Origin of the sequence: Rhodoferax saidenbachensis (assembly GCF_031457975.1) — a bacterium.
GTDB classification, from domain to species: domain Bacteria; phylum Pseudomonadota; class Gammaproteobacteria; order Burkholderiales; family Burkholderiaceae_C; genus Allorhodoferax; species Allorhodoferax saidenbachensis_A.
Genome location: NZ_JAVDXO010000008.1, coordinates 187,139 through 213,568, shown reverse-complemented (window position 1 = coordinate 213,568; position 26,430 = coordinate 187,139). Strand labels below are relative to the sequence as shown.

Genomic DNA, 26,430 nt, shown 5'->3' with positions numbered 1-26,430 from the left:
TCCACCACCAGCGATTTGAAGGTGATGACACTCCCCAAAACAGCGAGCAGAATGCCCAGCACCAGAGGGAAGTACCCCGGCCCCATGCGGGCCCCGTTGCCGATGGTGTAACCGCTGGCGCCCCAGGCAAAGGCCACGCCAACGCCCATGAACATCAGGCCCGAGAAAAAGTCTTTTTGGCTTTTTATATTCACTGTCTGTCTCCTGGTTTTAAACCGGTTTGCATTCTGCCTGCAAAAGCAGGCTCCCCAACTCGTGATCTACCCTTGTAATGGTGGCGTAGACGACAACACTTCTTCAATCACGGTGAGCCCTTCAGCCACCCGCAGGGCACCCGCCAGCCGCAAAGGCCGCATGCCATCGGTCACGGCCTGGCGGCGCAAGGCGTCAATGCCTGGCTCCCCGCTGACCCGGGCCTTGAAGCCTTCAGACACCACCAGCAACTCATACAAGCCCATGCGCCCCATGAAGCCCGTCATGCGGCAGTCCACGCAGCCCACGGCCTTGTAGGGTTTGTAGCCCCCATTGATCTGCCAGGGCTTGACCATCTCGCTCAGCGCATCGCGGCTGGCTTCTTCATCGCGCACCTTGCACTGCTTGCACAGCGTGCGCACCAGGCGCTGCGCCAGCACGCCCAGCAGCGTGGCATTGATCAGGTAGGCGGGAATACCCAGCTCCATCAGGCGCGTCACAGCTGAGGGTGCATCATTGGTGTGCAGCGTGGAGAACACCAGGTGGCCCGTGAGCGCGGCCTGTACCGCCATTTCGGCGGTTTCCAGATCGCGGATTTCGCCGACCATGATGATGTCGGGGTCCTGCCGCATCAGGGCGCGTAGGCCTTGCGGAAAGCCGAAGTCCAGCTGCGGCTGCACCTGGGTCTGGTTGAAAGACGGCTCGATCATTTCGATCGGGTCTTCCACCGTGCTCACGTTCACCTCTTCGGTCGCCACGCGCTTCAGGGTGGAGTACAGCGTGGTGGTCTTACCCGAGCCCGTGGGGCCTGTCACCAGAATGATGCCATGGGGCCGTTTGACCAGCTGCTCCCAGCGTGTGGCATCGTGGCTGGAGAAACCCAGTGCATCCAGGTCTTTGACCGCGTTGTCGGGGTCAAAAATCCGCATCACCATCTTCTCGCCAAAGGCGGTGGGCAAGGTGGAAATCCGCATTTCAATTTCGTCACCCCGCGGGTTGCGCGTCTTGATGCGGCCGTCTTGCGGACGGCGTTTCTCGATCACGTCCATGCGACCCAGCAACTTGATGCGCGCCGTCATGGCATTGAGCACGCCCATGGGCATCTGGTAGACCGGGTGCAGCACGCCATCGATGCGGAAGCGGATCACGCCCTGCTCGCGGCGTGGCTCCAGGTGGATATCGCTGGCGCGCTGGTCGAAGGCGTACTGCCACAACCAATCCACCACCTGCACCACACCCTGGTCGTTGGCGTCCAGCTGCTTGTTGCTCTTGCCCAGCTCCACCAGTTGCTCAAAACTGGCGCCGTTATTCACACCCGATTTGCTGGCAGCGCGCACCGACTTGGCCAGTGCGTAAAACTCGGCCGTGTAACGTGTGATCTCCTGCGGGCTGGCCACCACGCGTTTGACACTGCGGCGGCTCTGGCGCTCCACCTCGGCCACCCAATCGGTGATGAAGGGCTCGGCCGTGGCAACGGTGATTTCACTGGGCGTGACCACGACCGGCAAGATCTTGTGGCGCTCGGCATAGGCCGCGCCCATGGCGTCGGCCACCTTGCCCACGTCCACCTTGAGCGGGTCAATACGCAAATACTCCAGCCCGGCGCGCTGCGCCAACCACTGGGTCAGCATTTCCATGTCCAGCGGCTTCTGGTCCGATGCGCGGCGCATGGACACACTGGCCAGGCGCACCAGCGGGTGCTGCGAGCTTTCGGCCTGGGCACAGCGGCTGATGGTGCGCTGGGCCTCTTCCTCGGCAATCACCTTGTCGTGCTGCAACCATTCCACCAGGCGGCGCCAGTCCACCGGGCCCATGTGCGTGGCTGCGGCGTGCGCAGGCTTTTTGGAGGTCGTACTCATGCTTGCACCGGTTTGAAAACGCGCACCCATTTGTCGGCGGGCAGACCCCATTGGGACTGGATGAACTCGGCCCGCTCCATCATCTGGGAACGCTTGGGGCGGCTGGGGGTGCGCTGGGCCAGCACCACGGTGTTGCCTTCGCGCGTAGCCTTGAAAGCCCAGATGGCCTCGTCGCCAAAGGCCTGGGCAATCTTGTCCACACTCTTCTGGAAACTGGAACTGCGGCCAAACAGGTTCACGGTCATGCAACCCTCGTCGGTCAGCGTGGCACGGCAGTCGGCGTAAAAGTCTGCGCTGTCGAGTACGGGGGCTGCGGCCTCTTCGTCGTACAGGTCCACCTGCAGCGCATCCACCGCGCCCAACCAGTGGGATTCCTTGATTTCTTGCGAGGCGTCCGCCAACACCACCTGCATGCGGCTGTTGTCCGCCGGCAACTTGAACCAACCACGGCAGGCATGCAACACCTGCGGGTTGAGCTCAATGGCGGTGGTTTTCATGCGCAGTTCTTTATGGCAGAACTTGGTGAGCGATCCCGCCCCTAACCCCAGTTGCAGCGCCTGACGCTTGGGCACGGTGATGGGATCGACAAACAACAGCCAGGCCATCATGCGTTGGATGTACTCATGCACCAGCGCCGTGGGGGCGTCCACCTGCATAGAGCCCTGGATCCACTGGCTGCCCAGGTGCAAATGGCGGATATCGCCTTCTTCGGAGAAATTGACTTCGGGGAGTGAGAGAGATGCTTTTCGTGCCATAGGGATTTATACCAGCAGCGCGGCCAGCTTCGGCAGGGCTTTACAGGCGTTGTGCGTGGTGGCGTCGGCCAGCTCGGCCAGGGGCATGCCGCGCAGTTCAGCCATGCTCTGGGCGATGCGCGGCAACTCTGCCGGGGTGTTGCGGCCCTGGGGCACGCCCGCCCCGCGCTCAGCGGCTGTGGTGTACAGCCAATGTGGCGGAATGTCGGGCGCATCGGTTTCCAGCACCAGCGCGTCCAGCGGCAAAGTCTGCGCCAGGTGGCGCAGCTGGTGGGCACGCTCAAAGGTCACCGCGCCACCAAAGCCCAGCTTGAAGCCCAGCTTGATGAATTCCTGCGCCTGCACGTCGCTGCCGTTGAAGGCATGCGCAATGCCCTGCCAGCGCCCGCCGGGGCCGGCCAGTTCACGCAAATGCTTGAGCAACCGGTCGGCCGAACGCCGCACGTGCACCACCACAGGCAGGTCAAACTGGCGTGCCAGCTTGAGTTGGGCGCGGTACACAGCCTCCTGCTTCTCGCGCCAAGGGCTTTGGGTGAGCTGGGGCACAAAGTAGTCCAGCCCGATCTCGCCCAGGGCCACCAGGCGCGGGTCGGCATGGTGGGCCTGCAGCCGCTGCGCCAGCACGGCCAGCGCATCGTCCTGCGCCGTGGGCGTGTACAGCGGGTGGATGCCCAGCCCATAGCTGTGCCCCCCGGCATGGGCCAGTTCGCGCACCGTGTCCAGGTTCGCCACCTCCACCGCCGGAATCACGCAGTGCACCACGTCGGCCTGTCGCGCGCGCTGCTGCACGGCGTCCAGTTCCTGGCCCGTCACAAAGGCATCCAAATGGCAGTGGGTGTCTATCCAGCGCATGCCGCCATTGTCGGGGCTCTGTGAAGGTCTAGCGTTTGCGCTGCACAAACAGGTTGCGCGTGCGGTCTTCGGGGTAGGCAAAGGTCACCAAACCATTCTTCACCATGCCCATCACCAGCATATTGCTGGTGATGGCGTCCTTGTCGTCCTTGCTGAAAGGGTGCTCATGCGTGGCGGTGACCCCGTAGTAGACGCGGGGCATGGTCTCCAGCGCCGCCTTGACCGAGGGGCCTGACAAATTGCCGTCCCGGATGGACAGGATGGCGTAGGTCAACAGGTACACCGTGTCGTAGGCCTGCGCCGCGGCCATGGGCACGGTGATTTTCTTGGTATTGAACTTGCGTGCGTAGGCCGTCAAGAAGGAGATGCGCCGCTCGTTGCTGGGCTCGGCGATGAAGGTTTGCGCCATCAGCGCCCCCTCGGCCGCTTCCTTGGCACCGTCAATGAAGAACGGAAACGACAGCGGCCAGGCGCCCACCTGGGGCACGGCCCACTTCAGGGCTTGGCGGCCCTTGGCAATCACCGCGTTCTCCGGCCCCACGGTGTAGCTGAACACCACATTGGCACCCGCAGCTTGCGCGGCCTTGAGTTCGGTCTGCAGGTCCTTCACGCCCAGATCAAAGCGCGCAACAAACACGGGCTGCAAGTTTTTGGCAGCCAGCGCCCTCACCACGTCGTTCATGCCACCTTCGCCATATGGTGTCTTGTCGGCAAAGATGGCGACCTTGGTCCAGCCACGGCTCACAATGTCATCCACCACAAACGGCGCCTGGATGCCATCGCGCGCCGAGGTGCGAAAGATATAGCTCTCGGGCGCCGGGTACTTGGCGGTGATGGGGGTGCCGGTGGCGCAGGGAACAATGAGCGGCGCCTTGGCGGTCTGGAAAGTTTCCAGCGATTTCATGGCCACCCCGGTGTTGCAAAACCCGATGGTGCCGACCACACCTTCTTTCAGTACCTCTTGGGATTGCTGCAAGCCCACGTCAGCATTGGCGGTGTCGTCCTTGATCACCAGCTCCAGCGGTCGCCCCAGATAGCCACCCGCCGCGTTGATTTCGTCTACGGCCAATTTGGCGCCATTGAGCATGGGCAGGCCAAAGTCGGCCGAGGGGCCCGTGAACGGACCAATGAGCCCGATGCGTAGCGGCTTGGCCCCCTGGGCGGCCACGCCGCACGACAGGGCCACGCCCACCCACAAGCCCATCCAGCAAGACCAACGACGGTTCATAGTGACTCTCAGAGAATTGGATGCGCCCAGCTTAGGGCGCGCCAAGCCCCGGCACCATCCGCGGGAACCCTTGAACGGCGGGTGTGGAACCGGCACCGTCAGCAAACCGCAAGCCAGGCGCCCTGCCGGGTCACCCCAGAGAACCTAGGACGCGAACCGCCCCGACACCAGCTGCAGCTGGCGGCTGCAGCGCGCAGCCAGCGTGGCGTCGTGCGTGACCAGCACAAAGGCCGTGCCCTGGTCACGCGCCAGCGACAGCATCAGGTCGAACACGCCGTCGGCCGTGCTGCGGTCCAGGTTGCCCGTGGGCTCGTCGGCCAGCACGCAGTCGGGGTTGGTCACCAGTGCGCGGGCAATGGCCACGCGCTGGCGCTCGCCGCCCGACAGCTCGGCCGGGCGGTGGTGCACGCGGTGCTCCAGCCCCACCAGCGCTAGCATTTTTGTAGCTGCTGCCGCACATTCCACGGGGGCTACACGCCGAATTGTCAATGGCATGGCGACGTTGTCGAGCGCGCTGAACTCGGGCAGCAGGTGGTGAAACTGGTAGACAAAACCCAGGTGCTTGTTGCGCAAACGGCCTTGGGCTGCGGCATCCAACCCCGCCAGCGGCTGGCCGCATAGCGTCACGGCGCCTGCACTGGGTGCGTCCAGCCCGCCCAGCAGGTGCAGCAAGGTGCTTTTGCCGGAGCCCGAGGCCCCCACAATCGCCAGCGTCTCGCCGCGACACACTTCGAGGTCCACCCCGTGCAGCACGGTGACATCGAGGCGACCTTCGTGAAACCGCTTCGTCAGACCCGTGGCTTGTAACAACACATCACTCATAACGCAGGGCCTCGGCAGGGTTCACCTGGCTGGCGCGCCAGCTGGGGTACAGGGTGGCGACAAAGGCCATGATGAGTGCGATCACCGCAATCGGCACGATGTCGCTTTGCTGCGGCTCACTGGGCATGCGGCTGATCAGGTAAATGTCTTTGGGCAAAAAGCTGGCGCCCAGCGCGTGTTCCAGCGCGGGCACGATGACGTCGATATTGAACGCCACACCCAACCCCAGCAACAGGCCGGCCAGCGTGCCGATGACACCCACCATGGCGCCCTGCACCACGAAGATGCCCATGATGCTGCGCGGGCTGGCACCCAGCGTGCGCAGGATGGCGATGTCGGCGCGCTTGTCGGTCACCGTCATCACCAGCGTACTGACCAGGTTGAACGCGGCCACCGCCACGATGAGCGTGAGGATGATGAACATCATGCGTTTTTCAACCTGTACCGCGGCAAACCAGGTGCGGTTCTGGCGCGTCCAGTCGCGCAGTAGCAGATCACCGGTCATGGTGTGGCTGAGTTCTTCGGCCACCTCGCGCGCCTGGTGCAGGTCCTTGAGCTTGAGGCGCACGCCGGTGGGGCCTTCCAGGCGGAAGATCTTGGCGGCGTCTTCCCAGTGCACAAACACCAGGGCCGAGTCGTATTCGTAGTGGCCCGAATCGAAGGTGCCAACCACGGTCATCTGCTTGAGGCGGGGCACCACGCCGGCCGGGGTGACCTGGCCGCTGGGTGCCACCAGCGTGATCTTGTCGCCCTTGATCACGCCCATGCTGCGCGCAAGCTCGCCACCCAGCACTACACCAAACTCGCCCGGCACTAACTGGGCCAGAACGGCGCCCTGCGCGCCGGTGGCCACGTCAGAGACCTGGGGCTCCAGCGCGGGGTCGATGCCGCGCACCAAAGCCCCCTTCATTTCTTCACCACGTGCCACCAGGGCCTGCGCCGCAATAAAAGGCGCAGCGCCAATCACCTGCGGGTTGGCCTTGGCCTGGGCCAGCGTCAGGTTCACATCGGGCAGGGCCACGCCGCCTGCGGCATAGACCTCGATGTGCGACACCACGCCCAGCATGCGGTCGCGCACTTCTTTCTGGAAACCGTTCATCACGCTCAGCACGATGATCAGGGCAGCCACGCCCAGCGCGATGCCCAGCATGGACACGCCCGAGATGAAGGAAATAAAGCCATTGCGCCGGGTGGCACGGCCGGCGCGGGTGTAGCGCCAGCCAATGGTGAGCTCGTAGGGCAGTTGCATTAATAAGTGACAAAGTGCAGGGGTGGCCGGATTGTGGCATCCATGCGGGACAATCCTGCCATGCACACCGTTATTCCCCATGCGGCCCCGGCCGGCCCCCAGTGCCAGGCGGCCATTGCGCAGCTGAGCCTTCCCAACCTGGGTGAACTGGTTAGCCTGCTGGACCCGAAACCGCCCCTGCTGGGCTCGGTGGAGTCACTCACGCCGCTGCACGAGCGGGTGCGCGCCAAGAGTCTGGGCCTGCAGGGCGCTGATGGTCTGGTGCCTTGGGCTGCCCTGGATGCTGAGCACCTGGGCCTGACCAAGGCGCATGGCACCACGGGCTGGGCCTGGATCACGCCCTGCCACTGGCAGATCAACGCCGACCACGTGGCCATGGACCACCCCGACACGCTGGCCCTGGGCGCCCATGCATCGGACGCGCTGCGCGCCACCATGCAGCCCTACTTTGCCGAAGACGGCATCAGTCTGCATGCGCTGTCCAACAGCACCTGGCTGGCGCAAGGCGCGGTGTTCACCGACCTGCCGACGGCATCGCTGGCACGCGCCTGCGGCACCCAGGTGGACAACTGGATGCCACGCCAACCCGAGGCCCAGGGCCTGCGCCGCCTGCAAAATGAGATGCAGATGCTGCTCTACACCCACCCGGTGAACGACGCCCGCAGCGCCCAGGGCCAGCCCACGGTCAACTCCTTCTGGATCAGCGGCACCGGCCGCCTGCCCGCCCACACGCCCCTGGCCCCCGGGGAGCGCATAGATATGGTGTTGGCCCTGGAAGCCGCCGCGCTGCGCGACGACGCCTACCAATGGCTCAAGGCCTGGCACACGCTGGACAGCACCGTGATTGCCACGCTGCTGCAGCGCGCCAAGGCCGGCCAACCCCTGCAACTCACGCTGTGTGGCGAGCGGCTGGCGCCGACGTTTGAACTCAAAAACACGGCGTGGTGGAACCGCCTGCAGCGCCGTTTCACCGCACCCCCACCGCAAGAATTACTGCTCACGCTATGAACATCGTCCCCCGCGACATCCCCCCCCGCTCGGTCTGGGCACTAGAGCAAGCCGGCGTACATCCACTGCTGGCCCGCCTGTATGCCGCCCGCGGCGTGCACAGCCCCGAAGAGCTGGACGACGCGCTGGCCAAGCTGCTGCCCCCCAGCACCCTGCTGGGCGTAGACCGCGCCGCCGTGCTGCTGGCCGACGCCATCGCGCAAAACCTGAAGCTCTGCATCGTGGCCGACTACGACTGCGATGGCGCCACCGCCTGCGCCGTGGCCGTGCGCGGCTTGCGCCTCTTGGGCGCGCAACACGTGGACTACCTGGTGCCCGATCGCGTGGTGGACGGCTACGGTCTGACCGCACCTATCAGTGAACGCGTGAAGAAGTCCGGCGCCGATGTGCTGATCACCGTGGACAACGGCATTGCCAGCGTGGACGGCGTGGCGCGCGCCAAGGCGCTGGGCCTGCAGGTGCTGGTGACTGATCACCATCTGCCCGCCGCAGAGTTGCCCAACGCGGATGTGATCGTCAACCCCAACCAGCCGGGCTGCACGTTTGAGAGCAAGTCGATCGCCGGGGTTGGCGTGATGTTCTACACGCTGCTGGCCTTGCGCGGCGAGCTGCGCAAGCGCGGCGTGTTTGACGCCGCCACCCAACCCAAGCTGGACGCCCTGCTGCCCCTGGTGGCGCTAGGCACCGTAGCCGATGTAGTGAAGCTGGACGCGAACAACCGCCGCCTTGTTGCCCAAGGGTTAAAACGTGTGCGGGCCCTCGCCATGCCTGCGGGACTAGCTAGCCTTTTTATAGCATCCGGACGCAAGGCCGAGGTGGCCACCACGTTTGACTTTGGCTTTGCCCTGGGCCCACGCATCAACGCAGCAGGCCGCCTGAGCGATATGACGCTAGGCATCGAGTGCCTGCTGACCGACAACCCCGGCCGCGCCGACGAGCTGGCCAAGACGCTGGACGGCATCAACCGGGAACGCCGCGAAATTGAAGGCGACATGCGCGAGCAGGCCATGATGATTGCCGAGAGCCTGTTTGACGAAGGCGATGAGCCGCCACCCGCCATCTGCGTGTTCGACCCCGACTTCCACGAAGGCGTGGTGGGCATTGTGGCCAGCCGCATCAAGGACAAGCTGCACCGCCCCACCTTTGTGTTTGCCGCAAGCGCCGCCGAGGGCAAGGAGCACGAACTCAAAGGCTCGGGCCGCAGCATCCCCGGCTTCCACCTGCGCGACGCGCTGGACCTGGTGGCCAAGCGCTACCCCGGCGTCATCCTGCGCTTTGGCGGCCACGCCATGGCCGCGGGCTGCACGGTGGCCGAAGAGTTTTTTGACGATTTCGAGAACGGCCTGAATGAAGTCGCCCAAGAGTGGTTGGACGCCGCCACGCTGACGCGCCGCCTGGAAACCGATGGCCCGCTCAACCCAGAATACCGGCGGGTCGACCTGGTGGACACCTTGCACAAGGAAGTCTGGGGCCAAGGCTTTGCGGCGCCCACCTTCAGCGAAGAGGTGGAAGTGGTGTCGCAGCGCCTGGTGGGGGAGAAACACTTGGCGCTGAAGCTCAAACACCAGGGCCAGCCCGTGGACGGCATCTGGTTCGGCCACACCGACCCGCTGCCTGCCAAGGTGACGCTGGCCTTCCGGCTGGATGCCGATGAATGGAACGGCGTGCGGCGGGTGCGGTTTTTGGTCGAAGGCGCGGAGATTTAAACCGCTTGTCACACGCCTTGGGTACCGTGGTTGTCCCTCTCCATCACAGCGGATGACCCTGACTACCACCCCTTCCCTACACTCAGGCGCCGCTGCATTTTTGGCGCAACTCAGCGCGGCCGAGCGTGATGTTTTGACACAGCATCCCTGCGAGCAAATGCCCCCCGCCGACTGGACCGCATGGCACACCCCATTGCGGCCCCTGGGCTGGCTGCGCACAGCGCGGGCGCAGCAACTTTTGAATCAACTGGCGGGCTGCCGCTGGGAGCACGATCACCTGGTCTGGGACAGCGATTCCTGGAGTAGTCCCCAACGCAGCGCGGCACTGCAAGGCCTGCTGGAGCACGACCACGCCCAGGGCCTGCTGCCAGGCTGGCGCGGCGAGACATTTGCGTTCTGGCATGCCGGTTGCGACGGCCCTCTGCTGGACCGGGAGCCTTTCGTGACGATAGAACGCGCCGGGTTTCGCTACCTGGGGCTCATGAGCCATGCGGTACACATCAATGGCTTTACCTCCGATGGGCGGCTGTGGTGCGGCCGCCGCGCCGCCAACAAGGCCACCGACCCGGGCTTGCTGGACAACGTGACCGCAGGCGGTCTGCCTGCAGGTGAAACAGTGCTGGGCTGCGCCCTGCGGGAATTGCAGGAGGAAGCCGGCCTGCAGATGGACGCCACTGCGCTGGCGGACGCGGGCGCGCGGCGCACCACGCGCCCCGAAAAAGAAGGCTGGCACGACGAAATGCTGCGGGTCTTCAATCTCACACTGGCAGCTCACGTGGTGCCACGCAACCAGGACGGCGAAGTGCAAGATTTTTTGTGCCTGACGCCCGAAGCGGTGGTGAGCAGGGTACAACAGGGAGAATTCACCGCCGACACCATCGCCTCGCTCGCGCAAGGCCTGGGACTTCTATAGGCAACGCACCGAGCGACACACCATGAGCACACTCCCTCCTGCTACCTACGGCGCAGATTTTTCCGGGCTGATTTACGGCTTTCAGTTTGGCGCCCAGGGCCAAGGCATTCCGGTGGACACCGAACAAGCCCTGCGGTGGTTGAATGCCCACGAAGGTACGGGCCCGCAGGAGGGCTTCGTCTGGCTGCACTTCAACCTGTCACAGGCCGCCACCGCCCAGTGGATGCAAACCCATTTGCAGCTGTCAGACCTGTTCTACGAATCGCTCAAAGACGGATCTCGCTCCACCCGCGTGGAACTGGACGACGAGATGCTGGTGGCGGTGGTGAATGATGTGCACTACGACTTTGCATTTGAGCCCGCCGATATCTCCACTCTCTGGCTGTCTGTAGGGCCCAGACTGGTGGTTAGTGCACGGCTGCAGCCCCTGCGCTCCATCGACCGCTTGCGTGATGCCGTGCGACGCGGCACCCGACTCGCGTCTTCGATGGCTCTGCTGGTGCACCTGATGCATGACCAGGGCGATGTGCTGGTATCTATCGTGCGCAACACCACCACCCGCGTGGACACGATCGAAGATCAGCTGTTGGCGGGGCGGCTGAACACCAAGCGCGCCGGCCTGGGCAGCTTGCGCCGCTTGCTGGTGCGCCTTCAGCGCCTGCTGGCGCCCGAACCCGCCGCCTTGTTTCGCCTGCTGCACAAACCGCCCACCTGGATTGGCGAAGAAGACTTGCAGGACCTGCGCCAATCCACCGAGGAATTTACCGTGGCGCTCAGCGACATGGCCGCGCTGCAGGAGCGCATCAAGTCCTTGCAGGAAGAGGTGGCGGCCCAAGTGGCGGAGGCGAATAACCGCAGCCTGTTCGTGCTCACCATCGTGACCGTGCTGGCCTTGCCCATCAACATCATTGCGGGGCTGCTGGGCATGAACGTGGGGGGTATTCCCTGGGCCGATCATCCGCACGGTTTCTGGATTGTGGTGGCCATCATCGTCACGTTTACCGCCGTAGCGGGCTGGTTTGCGTTGCGCAAACAACGCGAATAGCCGCCACCCATGCAACACCACCTCACCATCCTGACCGGCGCCTCCCGCGGCATGGGCTTGGGCCTAGCCCAGCAGCTGCTGGCACCCGATGCCCTGCTGCTCTGCCTCTCCCGCCAAACCAATACTGCATTGGCCGAGCAGGCCCAACGCGTGGGTGCCACGCTGCTGCAGTGGCCTGTGGACCTGAACGATGGCGCTGCAGTCGCCGCGCAACTGGGCAACTGGCTGGCGCAGCAAGACCATGCTGCATTGGCCAGCGCCACGCTGATCAACAACGCAGGCGTCATCCCCGCGCTGGTGCCGTTGCGCGACGCCGATGCGGCAGGCCTGGCACAGGCCCTGCGGGTGGGGCTAGAGGCCCCCATGCTGCTCACCTCGGCCTTTCTAGGCGCCACGCGCGATTGGCAGCTGCCCCGCAAGGTGCTGAATATCTCGTCGGGGCTAGGCCGACGCGCCATGGCCTCGCAGGCCGCCTACTGCGCCGCCAAGGCCGGCCTGGACCACTTCACGCGCTGCCTGGCGCTGGACGAAGCCCTGCAAGCCAATGGTGCCAAGGTGTGCGCACTGGCGCCCGGCGTGATTGACACTGACATGCAGCTGCAACTGCGTAGCGCCGATGCCACGCAGTTTCCTGACCGCAGCAGCTTTGACGGCCTGTACAGCCAGGGGCAACTGACAAGCCCCACCGAGGCAGCGCAGCGCGTGCTGGCCTATTTGGCGCGCAGCGACTTTGGCAGCCAACCCGTGGCGGACGTGCGCGGCTAATAAATCTCGGGAACGATGATGTTCTGCGGCACCGGCTGGCGCTCGTAGTCGTCGTGGCGCACACGCGGAGGCAGCACCACGGGCGGGTGCTCTGTTTCCTCGTAGGGCATTTGCTGCAGCAGGTGGTGGATGCAGTTCAGACGCGCCTTCTTCTTGTCCACGGCCTGCACCACCCACCACGGCGCATCGGGAATATGGGTGCGCGCCAGCATCACCTCTTTGGCCCGCGTGTAGTCTTCCCAGCGTGCGCGTGACTCCAGATCCATGGGGCTGAGCTTCCACTGCTTCAGCGGGTCGTGGATGCGGCCCAAAAAGCGTGTGTGCTGCTCTTCGTCGGAGATGGAAAACCAGTATTTGATGACCTGGATGCCCGAGCGCACCAGCATCTTCTCAAACTCGGGCACGGTGCGAAAGAACTCTTCGTACTGTTCGTCATTGCAAAAGCCCATGACGCGCTCGACTCCGGCGCGGTTGTACCAGCTGCGGTCAAACAGCACGATCTCACCCGCCGCAGGCAGATGCGATACATAGCGCTGGAAATACCACTGGGTGCGCTCACGGTCATTGGGCGCAGGCAGCGCCGCCACGCGGCAGACGCGTGGGTTCAGCCGCTGGGTGATGCGCTTGATGGCGCCGCCCTTGCCGGCAGCATCGCGCCCCTCAAAAATTACCACTACCTTGTGGCCGGTCTTCACCACCCAGTCCTGCAGCTTGACGAGCTCGCCCTGCATGCGGAACAGTTCTTTGAAATAGGTGCGGCGTGCAACCCGGGCCTCCGCACTCAGGTCGCGCGGAGAACCGTCGTCCAGCTCCATCTCCAGCTCTTCGTCGTAGCTGTCCAACATGTCGCTCTGGATACGGCGGATCAAATCATCTTCACTGGAACTCACGGGCTACTCCTGGATGGACGGGTGTTTACCCTCCAAGGCTAGGCAAATCGTGTGTCAGCTGTGTGAAAAAGGGATGACAACCTGACCGCGGCGGGCAGGAGGCACGCGCAGGACTAGAACAGGTCCACGTCCATGTTCTCGGCGGCCTGCTCCACGATCAGGCCCGACGCCACCAGGGCTTGGTAGTTGCAGACCTGGTTGCGGCCATGTTCCTTGGCGTGGTAGACCGCCTTGTCCGCCCGGCCAAACGCACCACTGGGTGTGTCGTTGGGCAGCAGCACCGAGCAACCAATGCTGACCGTGATGGTGCCCACCTGCGGAAACGCATATTCCTGCACGCGCAAGCGCAAGCGCTCCAACGCGGCATGGGCATGGTCCACGCTGTCACAGCGCATGAGGATCACAAACTCTTCCCCGCCAAAGCGGTACAGCTGGTCATGGAAGCGGAAGCTCGCACGCATCAGCCGCGCCAGCAGCAATAACACTTCGTCACCAATCAAGTGGCCAAAGTTGTCGTTCACGCGCTTGAAGTGGTCAATGTCCAGCACCGCCAGCCATACGCCTTCGTCGGGCGACGACACGCGGCGATCCGGGCCCTGGTTGTTGTCTTCGGTGCGGTGGTCTGCTGTGGCCTTGAAAAAGGCACCATCAAAGGTCTTGCGGTTCAGCAGCTCGGTCAGGGCGTCTTTTTCGCCGTAGTCCAACAGGCCCAAGAGATTGTTGTAGGTTTGCAACACGCCCTGAACCAGATCCAGCGTGCGGGCATTCAGGGGTTCGGTGGAGGTAATCTCCAGCAGCGCTGCAGCGCCCGGTACGCCAGGCAGTGGCAACACGCCAGTAAACGGCGCACCCTTGGAGTGCACGGCGCGCACACGCTCCAGGGCCTGCTGGCGCATGGGGTAGTCCGTCACATGGGGGAGCAAGGTCCAGTCGGTCCAGACCACATCGCGCACGGGCTCATTCTGCCCGGCCTCTAGCCGCGCCAGGGTCAGGCAGCGGCGGTCATCCCCCTCGCCCACTACCCGAACCAGGCAGGCCGACTGCACTGCCCCCTCACTACAGTCCAGCACCAGTTGCACCAAGGCGAAGTCGAGCGCATCACGGTCACGCAGACCGCTCATCTTCGCCAAACTTTGCACAAGTGCGTTCATTCCTGGTGTCTACCTATTTCTATTTTTTGTATTGAACGGGGCCCAACCCCCGATTGTTGGTCAATTTGACGCATCTCAAAGCACTGTGTGCGGTCGCGTCCTAAGCTGTGTGACCCGCGAACAACACCCACATCTTAGAGCAGCCCATGATCCACGCAAGTAACGAATCCCCGTATTTACCCTCTGATTCCTGCGATTGGCTGCGCCGAAGCGGCCTGCAATCGCTGCGCCTGGCGGGTCGCACGCTGCTGCCCATCGTGCAGGGCGGCATGGGCATTGGTATCTCGGGCAACCGACTGGCAGGCAGCGTAGCGGCGCTGGGTGGGGTGGGCACGCTCTCCAGCGTGGACCTGCGCCGCCACCATGCGGACCTGATGGACCAGACCCGGGAACTGGCGCCAGGCGAGGCGGCCAAAGCCGGCATCAACCAGGCCAACCTGGAAGCCATTGGCCGCGAAATCGCGGCCGCGCGGGCACGCACCGGTGGACGCGGCCTGCTGGCCATCAACGTGATGCGCGCCGTGAGCGAATACGCAGCCAACGTGAAGCGGGCGCTGGAGTGCGGCATTGACGCCGTGGTGGTGGGCGCGGGCCTGCCGCTGGACCTGCCAGACCTGGCCCAGGACCACCCCAAGGCGGCGCTCATCCCCATCCTGTCCGACGCGCGCGGCGTGCAACTGCTGGTGAAGAAATGGGAGCGCAAAAAGCGCCTGCCAGACGCCATCGTCATTGAGCACCCACGCCTGGCCGGTGGCCACCTAGGTGCGGCAAAAATTTCCGACCTGCAAGACCCGCGCTTTGATTTTGAAACCGTGGTGCCGCAAGTGCGCCAGTTCTTCAAAGACGCAGGCTATGAGCGGCACATCCCACTCATCGTGGCCGGCGGCATTCGCAGCTATGAGGACATTGCGCGCCTGCAGGCGCTGGGGGCCGATGCAGTCCAGCTGGGCAGTGCGTTTGCGGTGACCGAGGAGAGCGATGCCCATGCCGAGTTCAAACGCGTGCTGGCCGAGGCCCGCGAGGAAGACATGCTGGAATTCACCAGCGTGGCCGGTTTGCCTGCTCGTGCGGTGGGCACCCCTTGGCTTCGCGCCTACCTGAAGATTGAGCCCAAGCTGCAGGCGGTGGCCCATGCGAAAGCACGCTGCACCAAAAGCTTCGACTGTCTGGCGCAGTGCGGCCTGCGCGATGGCTTGCCGGGCTGGGGCCAGTTTTGCATTGACAACCAGCTGGCCGCGGCCCTGCGCGGCGACACCAAAAAAGGCCTGTTCTTCCGCGGTGCGGGGGAGCTGCCCTTTGGCAACCAAATCCGGACCGTGCGTGAACTGGTGCAGCGTCTGTTGACCCCTGCTGCGGCCCTGGCACCAGTCTGCTAGGCGCCCATCGACACCTGGTTGCGGCCGGCGCGCTTGGCCAGGTACAGGGCCTCGTCGGCACGCTTGAGCAGCACCTCGGAGTCCAGGTCGGCATTCCACTGCGCGATGCCGCCCGAGAAGGTGCAAGAAAACCAGCCGTCTTCCACGGGTTGGCGAATGTGGGAGAAGTCCACACGGATGCGGTCCAGCACCGCATGGGCCTGCTCGGCATTTGAGCCCGGCAACAGCACCACAAACTCTTCTCCCCCATAGCGCCCCACCGAATCGGTCTTTCGCACCCGCTGCCTGAGCAGCCAGGCCACATTGCGAATCACCTGGTCGCCCATGGGGTGGCCATACGTATCGTTCACCGCCTTGAAGTGGTCGATGTCAATCATCGCCACACAGAGCTGGCTGCCCTGTTGGCGCGCCGCGTTGATGGCGGTTTGCAGATACTGTTTGGAGGTGGTGTGGTTGTACAGGCCAGTCAGGCTATCGTGCAGCATGGTGCGGCGCAGCGTGCGGTAGCGGTCGATCTTGCTCTTCACCACCGCGTTCAGGATCACGGGGTTGAAGGGTTTGGTCAGAAAGTGGTCACCGCCCAGGCGCAAGGCGTCCACTTGCAACGCCACATTGCTGTCACCCGACAGGTACACCACTGGTGTGGACAAAAACTCGGCGTGCTGGCGAATCACCCGCGTCACCTCCACCCCCGTGCAACCCGGCATGTACATGTCCATGAGCACCAGGTCGGGCTGGAACTGGGCCAGCGCGGTCAGCACCTCTTGCGGGCGCGTGATGGCCTGCGACTCCATGCCGCTTTCTGAGAGCGTGCGCCGGATCAGGGCGCCTGCGGTTTTGGAGTCTTCCACCACCAATACGCGGTAGGGCGGCTCTTCTTCGTTGCTACAGAGTTTGATGATGCGCGCGATGATGGCCGCATGCTGCGTGCCCTCGGCAAAGCAGGCGTCGCAGCCGGCGCCCAACGCGTGCTGCAGGCTCTCGAAATCGCTACCCAGGTTCAGGCCCATGATGGTGCTGGCCGAAAACTGGCCGCGCAGGGCCTGCACCCGCGCCACAAAGTCCGCCAGCGCCAGCCCCACCGCGTCCACCAACACGATGGAGGGCTCGGGCGCCGCGGGCAAGGCCTGTACCGTGGCAAACACCTCCACCTGCACATTGAAGTAGCCCACCTGGGCGACCAGGTCTCTCCAGGGGACAGGCTGAGTGGTGACAAACGCCACCTTGTGCACAGGCACCAGGGTCACAGTCTGCGGAGCCTCAGGCTGGTTGCGCCGTTCTTCGGCAGGCGCGACCTGTCCACGCGCGAAAGCCTGGGCCCGGTCCAAAAACTCCTGTACCTGCTGGCTCAGGGCCTGCAGGGCCTCAGTGCCCAGGGTGGTGCCAGAGGTCTGGTCGAACTGCGAGAGCACCTTTTGCTCCAGCGCGTGGGCGCTCTGGTGCAAACCCGAGAGACCGCGGGCCTCCAGAAACTCGGTCAGGCTGGAGACGGTGACGGCAAACTCCACCAGCCCGTCAAACCCCGGCTGGGCCTGGCAGGCTTGCCACTTGGCCAACAGCTCCTGGCTTTTCTTCTGCAGCTCTTCGGGCGAACAGGACATCATGGGCTTAGCGCTCCGCGTCGCCCTGAAAAGCACCGCTGCGCAAGGTCACCACCAGCGTGTCGCGGTGGCCACCCGCAGCCTCGGGCTGGATGGGCGTGGACTCGTGGATCACGCGCGCATCGTCCAGCAACAACAAGGACCAGGGCTGGGTCAGCGTGAAGCGCTGGCCGTTGGGGCCGGCCGCGTCGAACACGCGGGTCTCACCACCCTTGATGCCTTCACGGTCCACCAAAAACACCGCCACCAGGTCCACACCGTCGCGGTGCGCGCCTTCGGGCGTGGGACGGCCAATGCCGTCAGTGGTGTCAATGCGGAACTGGTGCGCTTCTACATACCAGGTGCGTGCACCTTTGAGCGAGGAGGCCACCTGACCCAGCCAGGCCAGCAGCTGTTGCCAGTCGGGTTGGCCCACCAGGGCTGGCTGCATGGGTTCAAAGTGGCGCTGCATGCCGCCGTGCAGAGCGTTGTATTCCACCGGCTGCCAGTGCGGGCGGTGCGGCGCCAGGGTCACGGCGGCACCGTCCACCACAAAGCAGGCATGGCGCCTGCGCCGGTAACGGCCACCGTCGCGCAAGTAGGCGTCGGGCGGCAGATCGGCCCACAGGGGGCGCCAGGCCAGCAGAGTCGGCAAGGCCAGACCGGCCAGCGTACCCACCTGCTCTGCAGCCAGCACGGCATAGCCTTGGCTTTGCAGGGTGGCATCCAGCGCGTGGGGATCAGGAATGGCGGGGGGCGAAAAGGAAATAGTCATGGTGGCAACAAGCACAGCACACGCTGCGGGGTTTGGCTGCGAGGCATTATCAACCCAGAAGAGTGCACGCGGCCTGATGTGGGTCAAGGCTGCACCGGCCCTGGCGGGCTACTCTGGCACACCCCTTTTAAGAGTGCCCCATGACCGCCACCGAGACCCCAACCCCATTTACCCCCGCACCCTTGCAATGGAGCGACGCCCTGTCGCTGGACATGCCGCTGATGGACGCCACCCACCAGGAGTTTGTGGCACTGCTGGCCGAGGTCGTACAAGCGCCCGATGCGCTGCTGTTGCCCCGTTGGGTGACGCTGATTGCGCACACGCAGGACCACTTCGACCGCGAAGACCAATGGATGCGGGACACCGGCTTTGCCACAGACAACTGCCACACCACGCAACACAAGGTCGTCTTGCAGGTGATGCGCGAGGGCGAGGCCCGCGGCCATACGGGCGATTTGGATGTGGTGCGCCAGATGGCGCGTGAGCTGGGCGCCTGGTTTCCCCAGCATGCGCAGAGCATGGACGCATCGTTGGCGCTGCACCTGCGCTCCGCGGGCTACGACCTAACCAAGGGCGCCATCTGCGCATAGGTGCACACTGCAGCCTTCCCACGCTTTTGGAAGCCCTGCATGACCGCCCCCTCTTCACCCTCCAATATTCCGCCGGCACACGCCCTCGCCCTGGAAGAGCAACACCAGCTGCACGCCCTGCGTGCGCACCGCCGGGCCCACCGGCACAAACAGACAGCGCCACTGAGTCCGGCCGCCGAGCATTTCGAGGTGCCCGCGCCCACCCGGGGGCAGCGGCTGGCCGACGGCGTGGCGTCCACCATTGGCTCCTGGCGCTTCATCATGATCCAGAGCACGGCCATCGTGATCTGGATGACAGGCAACGTGCTGGCCGGCCACGGCGCCTGGGACCCCTACCCCTTCATCTTGCTGAACCTGCTGCTGTCCTTCCAGGCGGCCTACACCGCACCGGCCATCATGATGAGCCAGAACCGCCAGAGCGAGTTGGACCGCCGCCACGCCGAGACGGACTACGAGATCAACGTCAAGGCGGAGCTGGAAATCGAGCTCCTGCATGAAAAAATGGACCTGCTGAAGGACCAGGAGCTGCTGGCCCTGACCCAGGCGGTGCGGGATTTGACCGCCCAGGTGCAGGCTTTGAGCGCCCGCGCGCACTGAGGCGCCGGTTTGTCACCTTGGCTACCCACCCCTGCGGCGGCCGGGGCTACCATGCGCAGCTCGGCCATTTTTACGGAGCCTCTCATGTCCCTCGCCACCCTCGTTAACCACCAAATTCGCCTGGCCGCCCGCCCCGTGGGCCTGCCCACCGCGGCCAACTGGAGCCACACCACCGAGGCTGTGGCCGAACCCGCTGAAGGCGGCGTCACCCTCAAGACCCTGGCCCTGAGCCTGGACCCCGCCATGCGCGGCTGGATGAATGAGGGCAAGAGCTACATCCCGCCCGTGGGCATTGGCGAAGTGATGCGCGCCGGCGGTGTGGGCGTGGTGGTGGCCAGCAAGAACGACAAGTACGCCGTGGGCGACCACGTAAGCGCCACCTTTGGCGTGCAGGAGTACATCACCATTGCGCAGGAAGAAATGAAGCGCAATGGCCTGTTCAAGATCGACCTGCGCGTGGGCACGCCCACGCAGTGGCTCAACGTGCTGGGCATGCCCGGCATGACCGGCTACTTTGGCCTGATGGATGTGGGCCTGCCCAAGGCCGGCGAGACCGTCGTGGTGTCCGGCGCAGCCGGTGCCGTGGGCCAGACCGTGGGCCAGATCGCGAAGATCAAAGGCTGCCGCGTGGTGGGCATTGCCGGCGGCGCCGCCAAGTGCGACTGGGTGGTGAAGGAGCTGGGCTTTGACGCCTGCATCGACTACAAGGCAGGCCCTGGCGCCGTACGCGCGGGCCTCAAAGATCACTGCCCCAAGGGCGTGGACATTTATTTTGACAACGTGGGCGGGGAAATCCTCGACGATGTGCTGGCCAAGATCACGCGCGGCGCGCGCATCATCATCTGCGGCGCCATCAGCCAGTACAACAACACGACCGCCGTGCAAGGCCCCAAGAACTACCTCAGCCTGCTGGTGAATCGCGCGCGCATGGAAGGCATTGTGGTGTTCGACTACGCCGACCGCTACCACCTGGCCGTGGCCGAGATGGCCGTCTACCTGAAAGACGGCCGCATGAAGAGCAAGGAAGACGTGGTGGTGGGCCTGAACACCTTCCCCGACACGCTGCTCAAGCTGTTCAACGGTGAAAACTTCGGCAAGCTGGTGCTGGAAGTGGCCAAGGGCTGAGAGTTTGGATTGCGCGGGTTGCTACATTTTTAGTAGCTGCTCGCGCATATTCCACGAGGGCTAGAGGCCAAAAACCCTCTAAACCCCACCGTGTGGATGGGTCGGATCGACCCACAGCACGTTCTCCGGTTTTTCTACCGGCTCAATATCCAGATTCACCGCCACGGCCTGGCCGTCGCTGCGGCACAGCACGCATTCCAGCACTTCGGTGGCGCTGGCGTTGATTTCCTGGTGCGGCACGTAGGGCGGCACGTAGATGAAGTCGCCCGGGCCGGCCTCGGCGGTGAATTCCAAATGCTCGCCCCAGCGCATGCGGGCGCGGCCCTTGACGACGTAGATCACGCTTTCCAGCGGGCCATGGTGGTGGGCACCGGTCTTGGCATTGGCGTGGATGGTGACGGTACCGGCCCACAACTTTTGTGCGCCGACGCGGGCGAAGTTGATCGCCGCCTTGCGGTCCATGCCCGGCGTGGAGGGCACGTTGTCGTCCAGCTGGTTGCCGGGCACCACGCGCACGCCGTCGTGCTTCCAATCGGTCTGGGGGTGCGTGTGATCGTGCGGGTGGTCATGGCCCATACAGCGCTCCTTGTTCAGTCCAGCAGCGCAGCGTAAACCAGGTTGCGAAACAGCGGGCGGTAGTAGTCACGCTGGTTGGGTGCCTGGGTCATCAGGATGGCGAAGAAGTCTTTAGCCGGGTCCACAAAGAAGGTGGTGCCCGCTATGCCACCCCAGTAGTACAAGCCCTTGCTGCCGGACATCGCCGCCAGCCCGTCGTGGGTGCGCACCGCAAAGCCCAGGCCAAAGCCATGGCCGGGCGGCAGCAGTTCGCCGGAGCGGCCTGCGCGGTAGGGCTCGATGCTGCCCAGGTGGTCTGCGGTCATGGTGCGCACGGTGGCGGGACTGAGAATGCGTGGGCCATTAGGCGCCGCACCGCCGCTCAACAAGCACTGCAGAAAGCGCGCGTAGTCGGACGCCGTGGACATCAGCCCCGCGCCACCGGCCTCCATCGCTGCTGGCTTGCGTGGGTCCAGCAGGCGCATGGGCACACCCCCGTCGGGGTCGTGTGCAAACGGTTCGGCAATGCGGTGGTGCTGTGCGGGCGGCACCACAAACGCTGTGTCCACCATGCCCAGCGGGCCCAGGATGTGCTGCTGCAGGTAGGCGCCCAGCGTCTGGCCGGTGACACGTTCTACCAACGCCCCCAGCAGGTCGGTGGCGCGGCTGTACTCCCACACGGTACCGGGCTCAAAACGGTAAGGGATCTGTGCCAGCGCTTGCGCAAACTGGGCATTGGTGTGTTCACGCGACCCCAGGCGTGCCTTGGCGTACTGCACCTGGATCGGGTCGTTACCCAAAATCTCGTACGTCAGGCCCGAGGTGTGGCGCAGCAGGTCTTGCACTGTGGGCTGGGTCTTGGGCGGCTGCAGCACGGTCTCGCCGTTCACTTGCGTCGCCACGGGCACATTCGCAAACGCGGGCAGGTGCTGCGCCACGGGGTCGCTCAGCAGCAGCAGCCCGCGCTCCATGAGCTGCATCACCGCCACCGAGACCAGTGGTTTGGTCATGGAGTAGATGCGAAAGATGCTGTCCAGCGCCATGGGCGTGCCGTCCGCAGGGTTTTGCTGGCCCACGGCACGGTGCAGCACCAGCTGGCCATGGCGGGCAATCAGCGCCACCGCCCCGGGCAGGCGGGCTTTGGCCACTTCGCGCTCCAACACCTGCACCAAGTGCGCGGTGCGGTCTGCATCAAAGCCCACGCTGGTATTCACGCACCCACCCCATAGCGCTGGCATGCCAGTGCCGCGCCTTGCGCCAGGGCTTGGAGCTTCTTCACCGCCACCTCGCGGCTCATGGGCGCCAGGCCGCAGTTGGTGCAGGGGAAAATGCGGTTCTTGGGCACGTGCTGCAGCGCGATGCCAATGGTATCGGCCACCTGCTCGGGGGTCTCGATCACGTCGCTGGCCACGTCGATCACGCCCACCATTACGTCCTTGTCCTTCAGCAGCGCCATCAAGTCCGGCGGCACGTGCGAGTGGTAACACTCCAGGCTCACCTGCTGGATGCTGCTGGCGGCCAGCGCGGGGAACACCTGGGCGTACTGACGCCACTCGCCGCCCAAAGTTTCTTTCCAATCGGTGTTGGCCTTGATGCCGTAGCCGTAGCAGATGTGCACGGCCGTGGTGCAGGTCAGGCCGCGCGCAGCAATCTCCAGCGCTTGCACGCCCCAGTCCGCCGCGTCCTGCATGTAGACGTTGAAGGCGGGCTCGTCGAACTGGATGATGTCCACGCCGTCCGCCTGCAGGGCCAGGGCCTCCTGGTTCAGCAGCTCGGCAAAGGCGAAGGCCATGGTCTTGCGGTCGCCATAGAAGCGATCCGCCACGGTATCCACAATCGTCAGCGGGCCGGGCAGTGTGAACTTGAGTTTCTTCTTCGTGTGGGCGCGTGCCAGTTGGGCCTCAAACGCATGCACACGGCCCTTGAGGCGCAGCGCGGCGATGACCTGGGGCACCTGCGCGTCGTAGCGGTTGTTGCGGATGCCCATGGTGACCTTGTTCTCAAAGTCGATGCCGTCCACCTGCTCCAGAAAGCCGTGCACAAAGTGCTGGCGGCTTTGCTCGCCGTCGCCCACCACGTCCAGCCCCGCATCCTCTTGTTCCTTGATCCACAAGAGCGTGGCATCGGCCTTGGCCTGTTGCAATTCGGGGCCGGCCAGTTTCCATTGCGGCCAGAGTTTTTCGGTTTCCGACAGCCAGGAGGGTTTAGGCAGGCTACCGGCGATGGCGGTTTCAAACATGGGAGCTCCTTGCGCGTTCAGGTGGAAGATCGGCGTTCATTGTCCTGCAGCAGGCGCCACATGACCTTGCCCGCGCCACTCTTGGGCAGGGCGTCTACAAACTGCACCACACGCGGCACCTTATAGACAGCCATGGTGTCGCGGCACCAGGCAATGATGTCTTCCTCGGTGGTGCTGGCGTGGCTGGCACGCCGCACCACCACGGCCTTGACCGACTCACCGCGGTAGCTGTCTTGCATGGAGATGATGCAGGCCTCTTGCACCGCGGGGTGGCGGTACATCAGCGCCTCCACCTCGGCGGGCCAGACTTTGAAGCCCGAGGCATTGATCATGCGTTTGAGCCGGTCGGTGATGAAGTAGTAGCCGTCGGCATCCACATGGCCCAGGTCACCCGTACGGAAGAAGCGCTTGCCCTCGCGTTCAAAGAACACGGCGCGCGTGGCGTCCGGGTTCTTCCAGTAGCCCTGGAACACCTGGGGGCCGTGCACCACGACTTCACCCTGCTCGCCCACCTCCAGGTCTTGCAGGGTTTCGGGGTCCACCACGCGCGCGTCCACCCCCATGAAGGGAATGCCCAGGCACTGCTGCTTCGGATGGTCTGGCGGGTTGCTGTGGCTGGGCGCGGCGGTTTCGGTCAGGCCATAGCCTTCTGCATAGCGCAGACCAAATTGGTCTTGCAATCGCTGCGCCACGGCCTGCGGCATGGCCGCACCACCGCCCCCGATATAGAGCAGGCTGGAGAGGTTGAACTGCGCAAAGTTGGGGCTGCCCATCAGGTCGATGACCATGGTGGGGATATTGGTCCAACTGCTGACCTGCCAGCGCGAGATCAGCTGACCGGCTAACTCACGGTCCCAGCGCGGCATCAGCACCATGGTGGCGCCCACGTAGATGTTGGCGTGCATCAGGCTCACCATGCCGGTGATGTGGAACATGGGCACGACCATGAGCGTGACGGTTTCCATGCTGGCATTGCCCCACAGCCCACTGGCCACCGCGTTGTGCATGATGCTGGCGTGGGTGTGCATGCAGCCCTTGGGCAAGCCAGTGGTGCCGCTGGTGTAGGGCAACAAGGCCAAATCGGCAGACCCCGTCTGCAGTGCGGGCGGCGTGGCGTCTTGGGGAATATCTTGCCAGGCATGCACCTGGCCGCCAGCCAATGCAGGCAATGCATGGCGGGTGAGCAACCAGTCGGCCCAGGCCGCGGGCGGCGCATCGTCCCCCGCGCCAGGGTCAAAGGCGTCGGTGAAGTGGGTGACCAGCAAATGCTGCAGGCGCTGGGCTTCAGGCAGGGCATCGCTGGCGCGCGCCAGTTCAGGGGCCAGGTCCGAAGTGGTGATGGCCACGCGCACGTCGGGGTCGGTGATGTAGTGCTTGAGCTCTTCGGCCCGGTTCATGGGGTTGACCGGCACCACCACGGCGTTGGCCCGCAAGATGCCAAAGTGCGCAGCCACCAGCTGCGGGCAATTCTGCATATTCAACAGCACGCGGTCGCCCTTGGCCACGCCTTGGGCGTGCAGCCAGGCAGCGACCTGTTCGGCCTGGGCCGCCAGCGCGGCATAGGTGATGACGCGGCCAAAGAAGATGAGTGCGGCCTTGTCCGGGTAGCGGCGGGCATTGGTGGCCAGGTTGTCCCACAGGGAGGTGGCAGGAACGGTGATCTGCTTAGGTAGCCGCGTGGGCCACACCGCGTGGTGCGCGCTGGGGTTCATGGTGCCGGGTCTCCGTATGGTTGTGCGTGCACGATACGTGAACCCGCGCAGCTTGAAAGCCGTGTCTGTCACCGCAGTGACCAACCGGGCCAACCCGTGCAGCCTGACTCCCTTTGTACGGAAGCGTCAAAGCCCTGTATCCACTTGCAAGATTGAGAGGCCGTGGCATGCTTTCTGCTTGACGCATTCACCGCAGAGCGGCATGCGCACGAATTAGCTTATTACTTTTTTGCATGCCGCTCGATGGTAAACCCCGATGATCCCCGCTTGGGGGCGACGCTAAAGTTCAGCGTCAGAATCGGGGCGCAGACACCGCTCTGGTGCACCCTGCTGATTCATTTATTTGGAGTAATGACTTATGAGCATCAAAAAACTGAAGACCCTGGCAACCGTCGTGGCTGCGCTGGGTGCTGTAATCGCAGCCCCCGCCCACGCCGGCAAAACACTGGACGCCATCAAGGCGCGTGGCCAAGTGGTCTGCGGCGTGAACACAGGCCTGGCAGGTTTCGGTGCGGCCGATTCCAATGGCAAATGGACCGGCCTGGATGTGGACGTGTGCCGCGCAGTAGCCGCCGCCACTTTGGGTGATGGCGAAAAAGTCAAATACGTCCCGCTGAACGCACAGGCCCGCTTTACCGCTCTGCAGTCTGGTGAAATCGACATCCTGTCGCGCAACACCACCTTCACGCTGACCCGTGATGCCTCTCTGGGCCTGACCCAGACTGCCGTGACCTACTACGACGGCCAGGGCTTCATGGTGCCTGTGAAGAGCAAGCTCAAGAGCGCCAAGCAGCTCAAGGGCCAGACCGTGTGCGTGCAATCCGGCACCACCACCGAAAAGAACCTGACCGACTACTCCAAGGCCAATGGCCTGGGCATCAAGCCCATCGTGTTTGAAAAGCTGGAAGCCGCTGAAGGCGCGTACTTCGCAGGCCGTTGCGTGGCATATACCACCGATGCGTCCGGCCTGGCCTCCACCCGCAACAAGGTGGCCAAGAACCCCGCCGACCACATCATCCTGCCCGAACTGATCTCCAAAGAGCCCCTGGGCCCCATGGTGCGCCGTGGCGATGACGAGTGGACCACCATTGTGAAATGGGTGATCTACGGTCTGCTGGAAGCCGAAGAGTACGGTGTCACCGCCGCCAACGTGGACGACCTCAAGACCACCAGCAAAGATCCCGTCGTGGGCCGCCTGCTCGGTTCCACTGAAGACACCGGCAAGCTGCTGGGCTTGGACAAAGAATGGCTGGCACGCGCCGTCAAGACCACCGGCAACTACGGCGAAATTTTTGAGCGCAACGTGGGCCCCAAGTCGCCCCTGCAATTGCCACGCGGTTTGAACAACCTGTGGAACAAGGGCGGCGTGCAATACGCACCTCCTGTCCGTTAAACAGGCCATGCGAGACGCTGTGACCCGGCGTTTCGCACCGCAAAAGGGCAGCC

The 26,430-nt window shown here is 64.2% G+C and carries 24 protein-coding genes and 1 pseudogene; 10 read left to right on the top strand and 15 right to left on the bottom strand.

The genetic code is table 11. The annotated features are described in order from the left end of the window. The 7 genes from J2X15_RS16640 to J2X15_RS16610 form a co-directional block, all read right to left on the bottom strand. Window positions 1-194: tripartite tricarboxylate transporter TctB family protein (locus tag J2X15_RS16640; RefSeq protein WP_310344820.1), on the bottom strand; the 194-nt coding region annotated here is incomplete at its 3' end. Window positions 195-260: 66 nt separating this feature from the next. Further along, window positions 261-2,051, bottom strand: a complete 1,791-nt coding sequence (tfpB, locus tag J2X15_RS16635) for a type IV pilus assembly ATPase TfpB (protein WP_310344817.1) — start codon at window positions 2,049-2,051, stop codon at window positions 261-263. Further along, window positions 2,048-2,806 (bottom strand): class I SAM-dependent methyltransferase, encoded by a 759-nt coding sequence (locus tag J2X15_RS16630; protein WP_310344815.1) that lies wholly within the window; start codon window positions 2,804-2,806, stop codon window positions 2,048-2,050. Before J2X15_RS16630 ends, tfpB begins: the two co-directional genes overlap by 4 nt. Before the next feature lie 6 nt (window positions 2,807-2,812). Further along, entirely contained in the window at window positions 2,813-3,658 is an 846-nt protein-coding gene (locus J2X15_RS16625; protein ID WP_310344813.1) for a TatD family hydrolase, read from the bottom strand. A gap of 28 nt (window positions 3,659-3,686) precedes the next feature. Further along, a complete protein-coding gene (locus J2X15_RS16620; RefSeq protein WP_310344836.1) occupies window positions 3,687-4,862 on the bottom strand; it encodes an ABC transporter substrate-binding protein in 1,176 nt (391 codons plus the stop codon). Window positions 4,863-5,030: 168 nt separating this feature from the next. Next, window positions 5,031-5,708, bottom strand: coding sequence for a lipoprotein-releasing ABC transporter ATP-binding protein LolD (gene lolD, locus J2X15_RS16615; protein WP_310344811.1), 678 nt, complete (start codon window positions 5,706-5,708; stop codon window positions 5,031-5,033). Continuing rightward, a complete protein-coding gene (locus J2X15_RS16610) occupies window positions 5,701-6,957 on the bottom strand; it encodes a lipoprotein-releasing ABC transporter permease subunit (RefSeq protein WP_310344809.1) in 1,257 nt (418 codons plus the stop codon). Before J2X15_RS16610 ends, lolD begins: the two co-directional genes overlap by 8 nt. Before the next feature lie 60 nt (window positions 6,958-7,017). On the opposite strand from J2X15_RS16610, the gene J2X15_RS16605 reads away from it, so the two are divergent. From J2X15_RS16605 to J2X15_RS16585, 5 genes are read left to right on the top strand one after another with little or no spacing between them, the layout of a single operon-like run. Continuing rightward, a complete protein-coding gene (locus J2X15_RS16605; protein ID WP_310344806.1) occupies window positions 7,018-7,965 on the top strand; it encodes a phosphoglycerate mutase in 948 nt (315 codons plus the stop codon). Beyond that, the gene (gene recJ, locus J2X15_RS16600; protein ID WP_310344804.1) at window positions 7,962-9,671 is read left to right on the top strand and encodes a single-stranded-DNA-specific exonuclease RecJ; all 1,710 of its coding nucleotides are present in this window, start codon (window positions 7,962-7,964) and stop codon (window positions 9,669-9,671) included. The genes J2X15_RS16605 and recJ overlap by 4 nt, the downstream gene beginning before the upstream one ends. A 52-nt stretch (window positions 9,672-9,723) precedes the next feature. Further along, a complete protein-coding gene (locus J2X15_RS16595) occupies window positions 9,724-10,584 on the top strand; it encodes an NUDIX hydrolase (protein ID WP_310344803.1) in 861 nt (286 codons plus the stop codon). A gap of 22 nt (window positions 10,585-10,606) precedes the next feature. Further along, complete coding sequence (locus J2X15_RS16590; protein ID WP_310344801.1) at window positions 10,607-11,629, top strand: transporter; 1,023 nt, start codon at window positions 10,607-10,609, stop codon at window positions 11,627-11,629. Between the two features lie 9 nt (window positions 11,630-11,638). Next, window positions 11,639-12,394 (top strand): SDR family NAD(P)-dependent oxidoreductase, encoded by a 756-nt coding sequence (locus J2X15_RS16585; RefSeq protein WP_310344799.1) that lies wholly within the window; start codon window positions 11,639-11,641, stop codon window positions 12,392-12,394. On the opposite strand, the gene ppk2 is transcribed toward J2X15_RS16585, so the two are convergent. Next, window positions 12,391-13,239, bottom strand: a complete 849-nt coding sequence (ppk2, locus tag J2X15_RS16580; protein ID WP_310344834.1) for a polyphosphate kinase 2 — start codon at window positions 13,237-13,239, stop codon at window positions 12,391-12,393. The genes J2X15_RS16585 and ppk2 overlap by 4 nt on opposite strands. A gap of 158 nt (window positions 13,240-13,397) precedes the next feature. Beyond that, window positions 13,398-14,435, bottom strand: a complete 1,038-nt coding sequence (locus tag J2X15_RS16575) for a GGDEF domain-containing protein (protein ID WP_310344796.1) — start codon at window positions 14,433-14,435, stop codon at window positions 13,398-13,400. 146 nt (window positions 14,436-14,581) lie between these two features. On the opposite strand from J2X15_RS16575, the gene J2X15_RS16570 reads away from it, so the two are divergent. After that, window positions 14,582-15,811: an NAD(P)H-dependent flavin oxidoreductase gene (locus J2X15_RS16570; protein ID WP_310344794.1), complete on the top strand. Its 1,230-nt coding sequence runs from the start codon at window positions 14,582-14,584 to the stop codon at window positions 15,809-15,811. Here the strand turns inward: J2X15_RS16570 and J2X15_RS16565 are convergent. Further along, a complete protein-coding gene (locus J2X15_RS16565; RefSeq protein ID WP_310344792.1) occupies window positions 15,808-17,415 on the bottom strand; it encodes a GGDEF domain-containing protein in 1,608 nt (535 codons plus the stop codon). The two genes, J2X15_RS16570 and J2X15_RS16565, sit on opposite strands and share 4 nt — an antisense overlap. Window positions 17,416-17,419: 4 nt before the next feature. Next, a complete protein-coding gene (locus J2X15_RS16560) occupies window positions 17,420-18,166 on the bottom strand; it encodes a 2OG-Fe dioxygenase family protein (protein WP_310344789.1) in 747 nt (248 codons plus the stop codon). A 140-nt stretch (window positions 18,167-18,306) separates the two neighbouring features. Here J2X15_RS16560 and J2X15_RS16555 point away from each other — a divergent pair. The 3 genes and pseudogenes from J2X15_RS16555 to J2X15_RS16545 all read left to right on the top strand — a co-directional run. Next, window positions 18,307-18,753: pseudogene (locus J2X15_RS16555) on the top strand (hemerythrin domain-containing protein); the annotation flags it as partial. A gap of 42 nt (window positions 18,754-18,795) precedes the next feature. Further along, window positions 18,796-19,353, top strand: a complete 558-nt coding sequence (locus J2X15_RS16550; RefSeq protein ID WP_310344785.1) for a DUF1003 domain-containing protein — start codon at window positions 18,796-18,798, stop codon at window positions 19,351-19,353. An 84-nt stretch (window positions 19,354-19,437) separates the two neighbouring features. Further along, a complete protein-coding gene (locus J2X15_RS16545) occupies window positions 19,438-20,478 on the top strand; it encodes an NADP-dependent oxidoreductase (RefSeq protein WP_310344784.1) in 1,041 nt (346 codons plus the stop codon). A gap of 78 nt (window positions 20,479-20,556) precedes the next feature. Here J2X15_RS16545 and J2X15_RS16540 read toward each other — a convergent pair whose 3' ends face one another. From J2X15_RS16540 to J2X15_RS16525, 4 genes are read right to left on the bottom strand one after another with little or no spacing between them, the layout of a single operon-like run. Continuing rightward, complete coding sequence (locus J2X15_RS16540; RefSeq protein WP_310344782.1) at window positions 20,557-21,054, bottom strand: cupin domain-containing protein; 498 nt, start codon at window positions 21,052-21,054, stop codon at window positions 20,557-20,559. Window positions 21,055-21,068: 14 nt separating this feature from the next. Then, the gene (locus J2X15_RS16535; RefSeq protein WP_310344780.1) at window positions 21,069-22,247 is read right to left on the bottom strand and encodes a serine hydrolase domain-containing protein; all 1,179 of its coding nucleotides are present in this window, start codon (window positions 22,245-22,247) and stop codon (window positions 21,069-21,071) included. Next, complete coding sequence (locus tag J2X15_RS16530; RefSeq protein ID WP_310344777.1) at window positions 22,244-23,272, bottom strand: methionine synthase; 1,029 nt, start codon at window positions 23,270-23,272, stop codon at window positions 22,244-22,246. The genes J2X15_RS16535 and J2X15_RS16530 overlap by 4 nt, the downstream gene beginning before the upstream one ends. 17 nt (window positions 23,273-23,289) lie before the next feature. After that, entirely contained in the window at window positions 23,290-24,984 is a 1,695-nt protein-coding gene (locus J2X15_RS16525) for a long-chain fatty acid--CoA ligase (protein ID WP_310344775.1), read from the bottom strand. A 358-nt stretch (window positions 24,985-25,342) separates the two neighbouring features. On the opposite strand from J2X15_RS16525, the gene J2X15_RS16520 reads away from it, so the two are divergent. Further along, complete coding sequence (locus J2X15_RS16520; protein ID WP_310344773.1) at window positions 25,343-26,377, top strand: amino acid ABC transporter substrate-binding protein; 1,035 nt, start codon at window positions 25,343-25,345, stop codon at window positions 26,375-26,377. Window positions 26,378-26,430 lie beyond the last annotated feature (53 nt).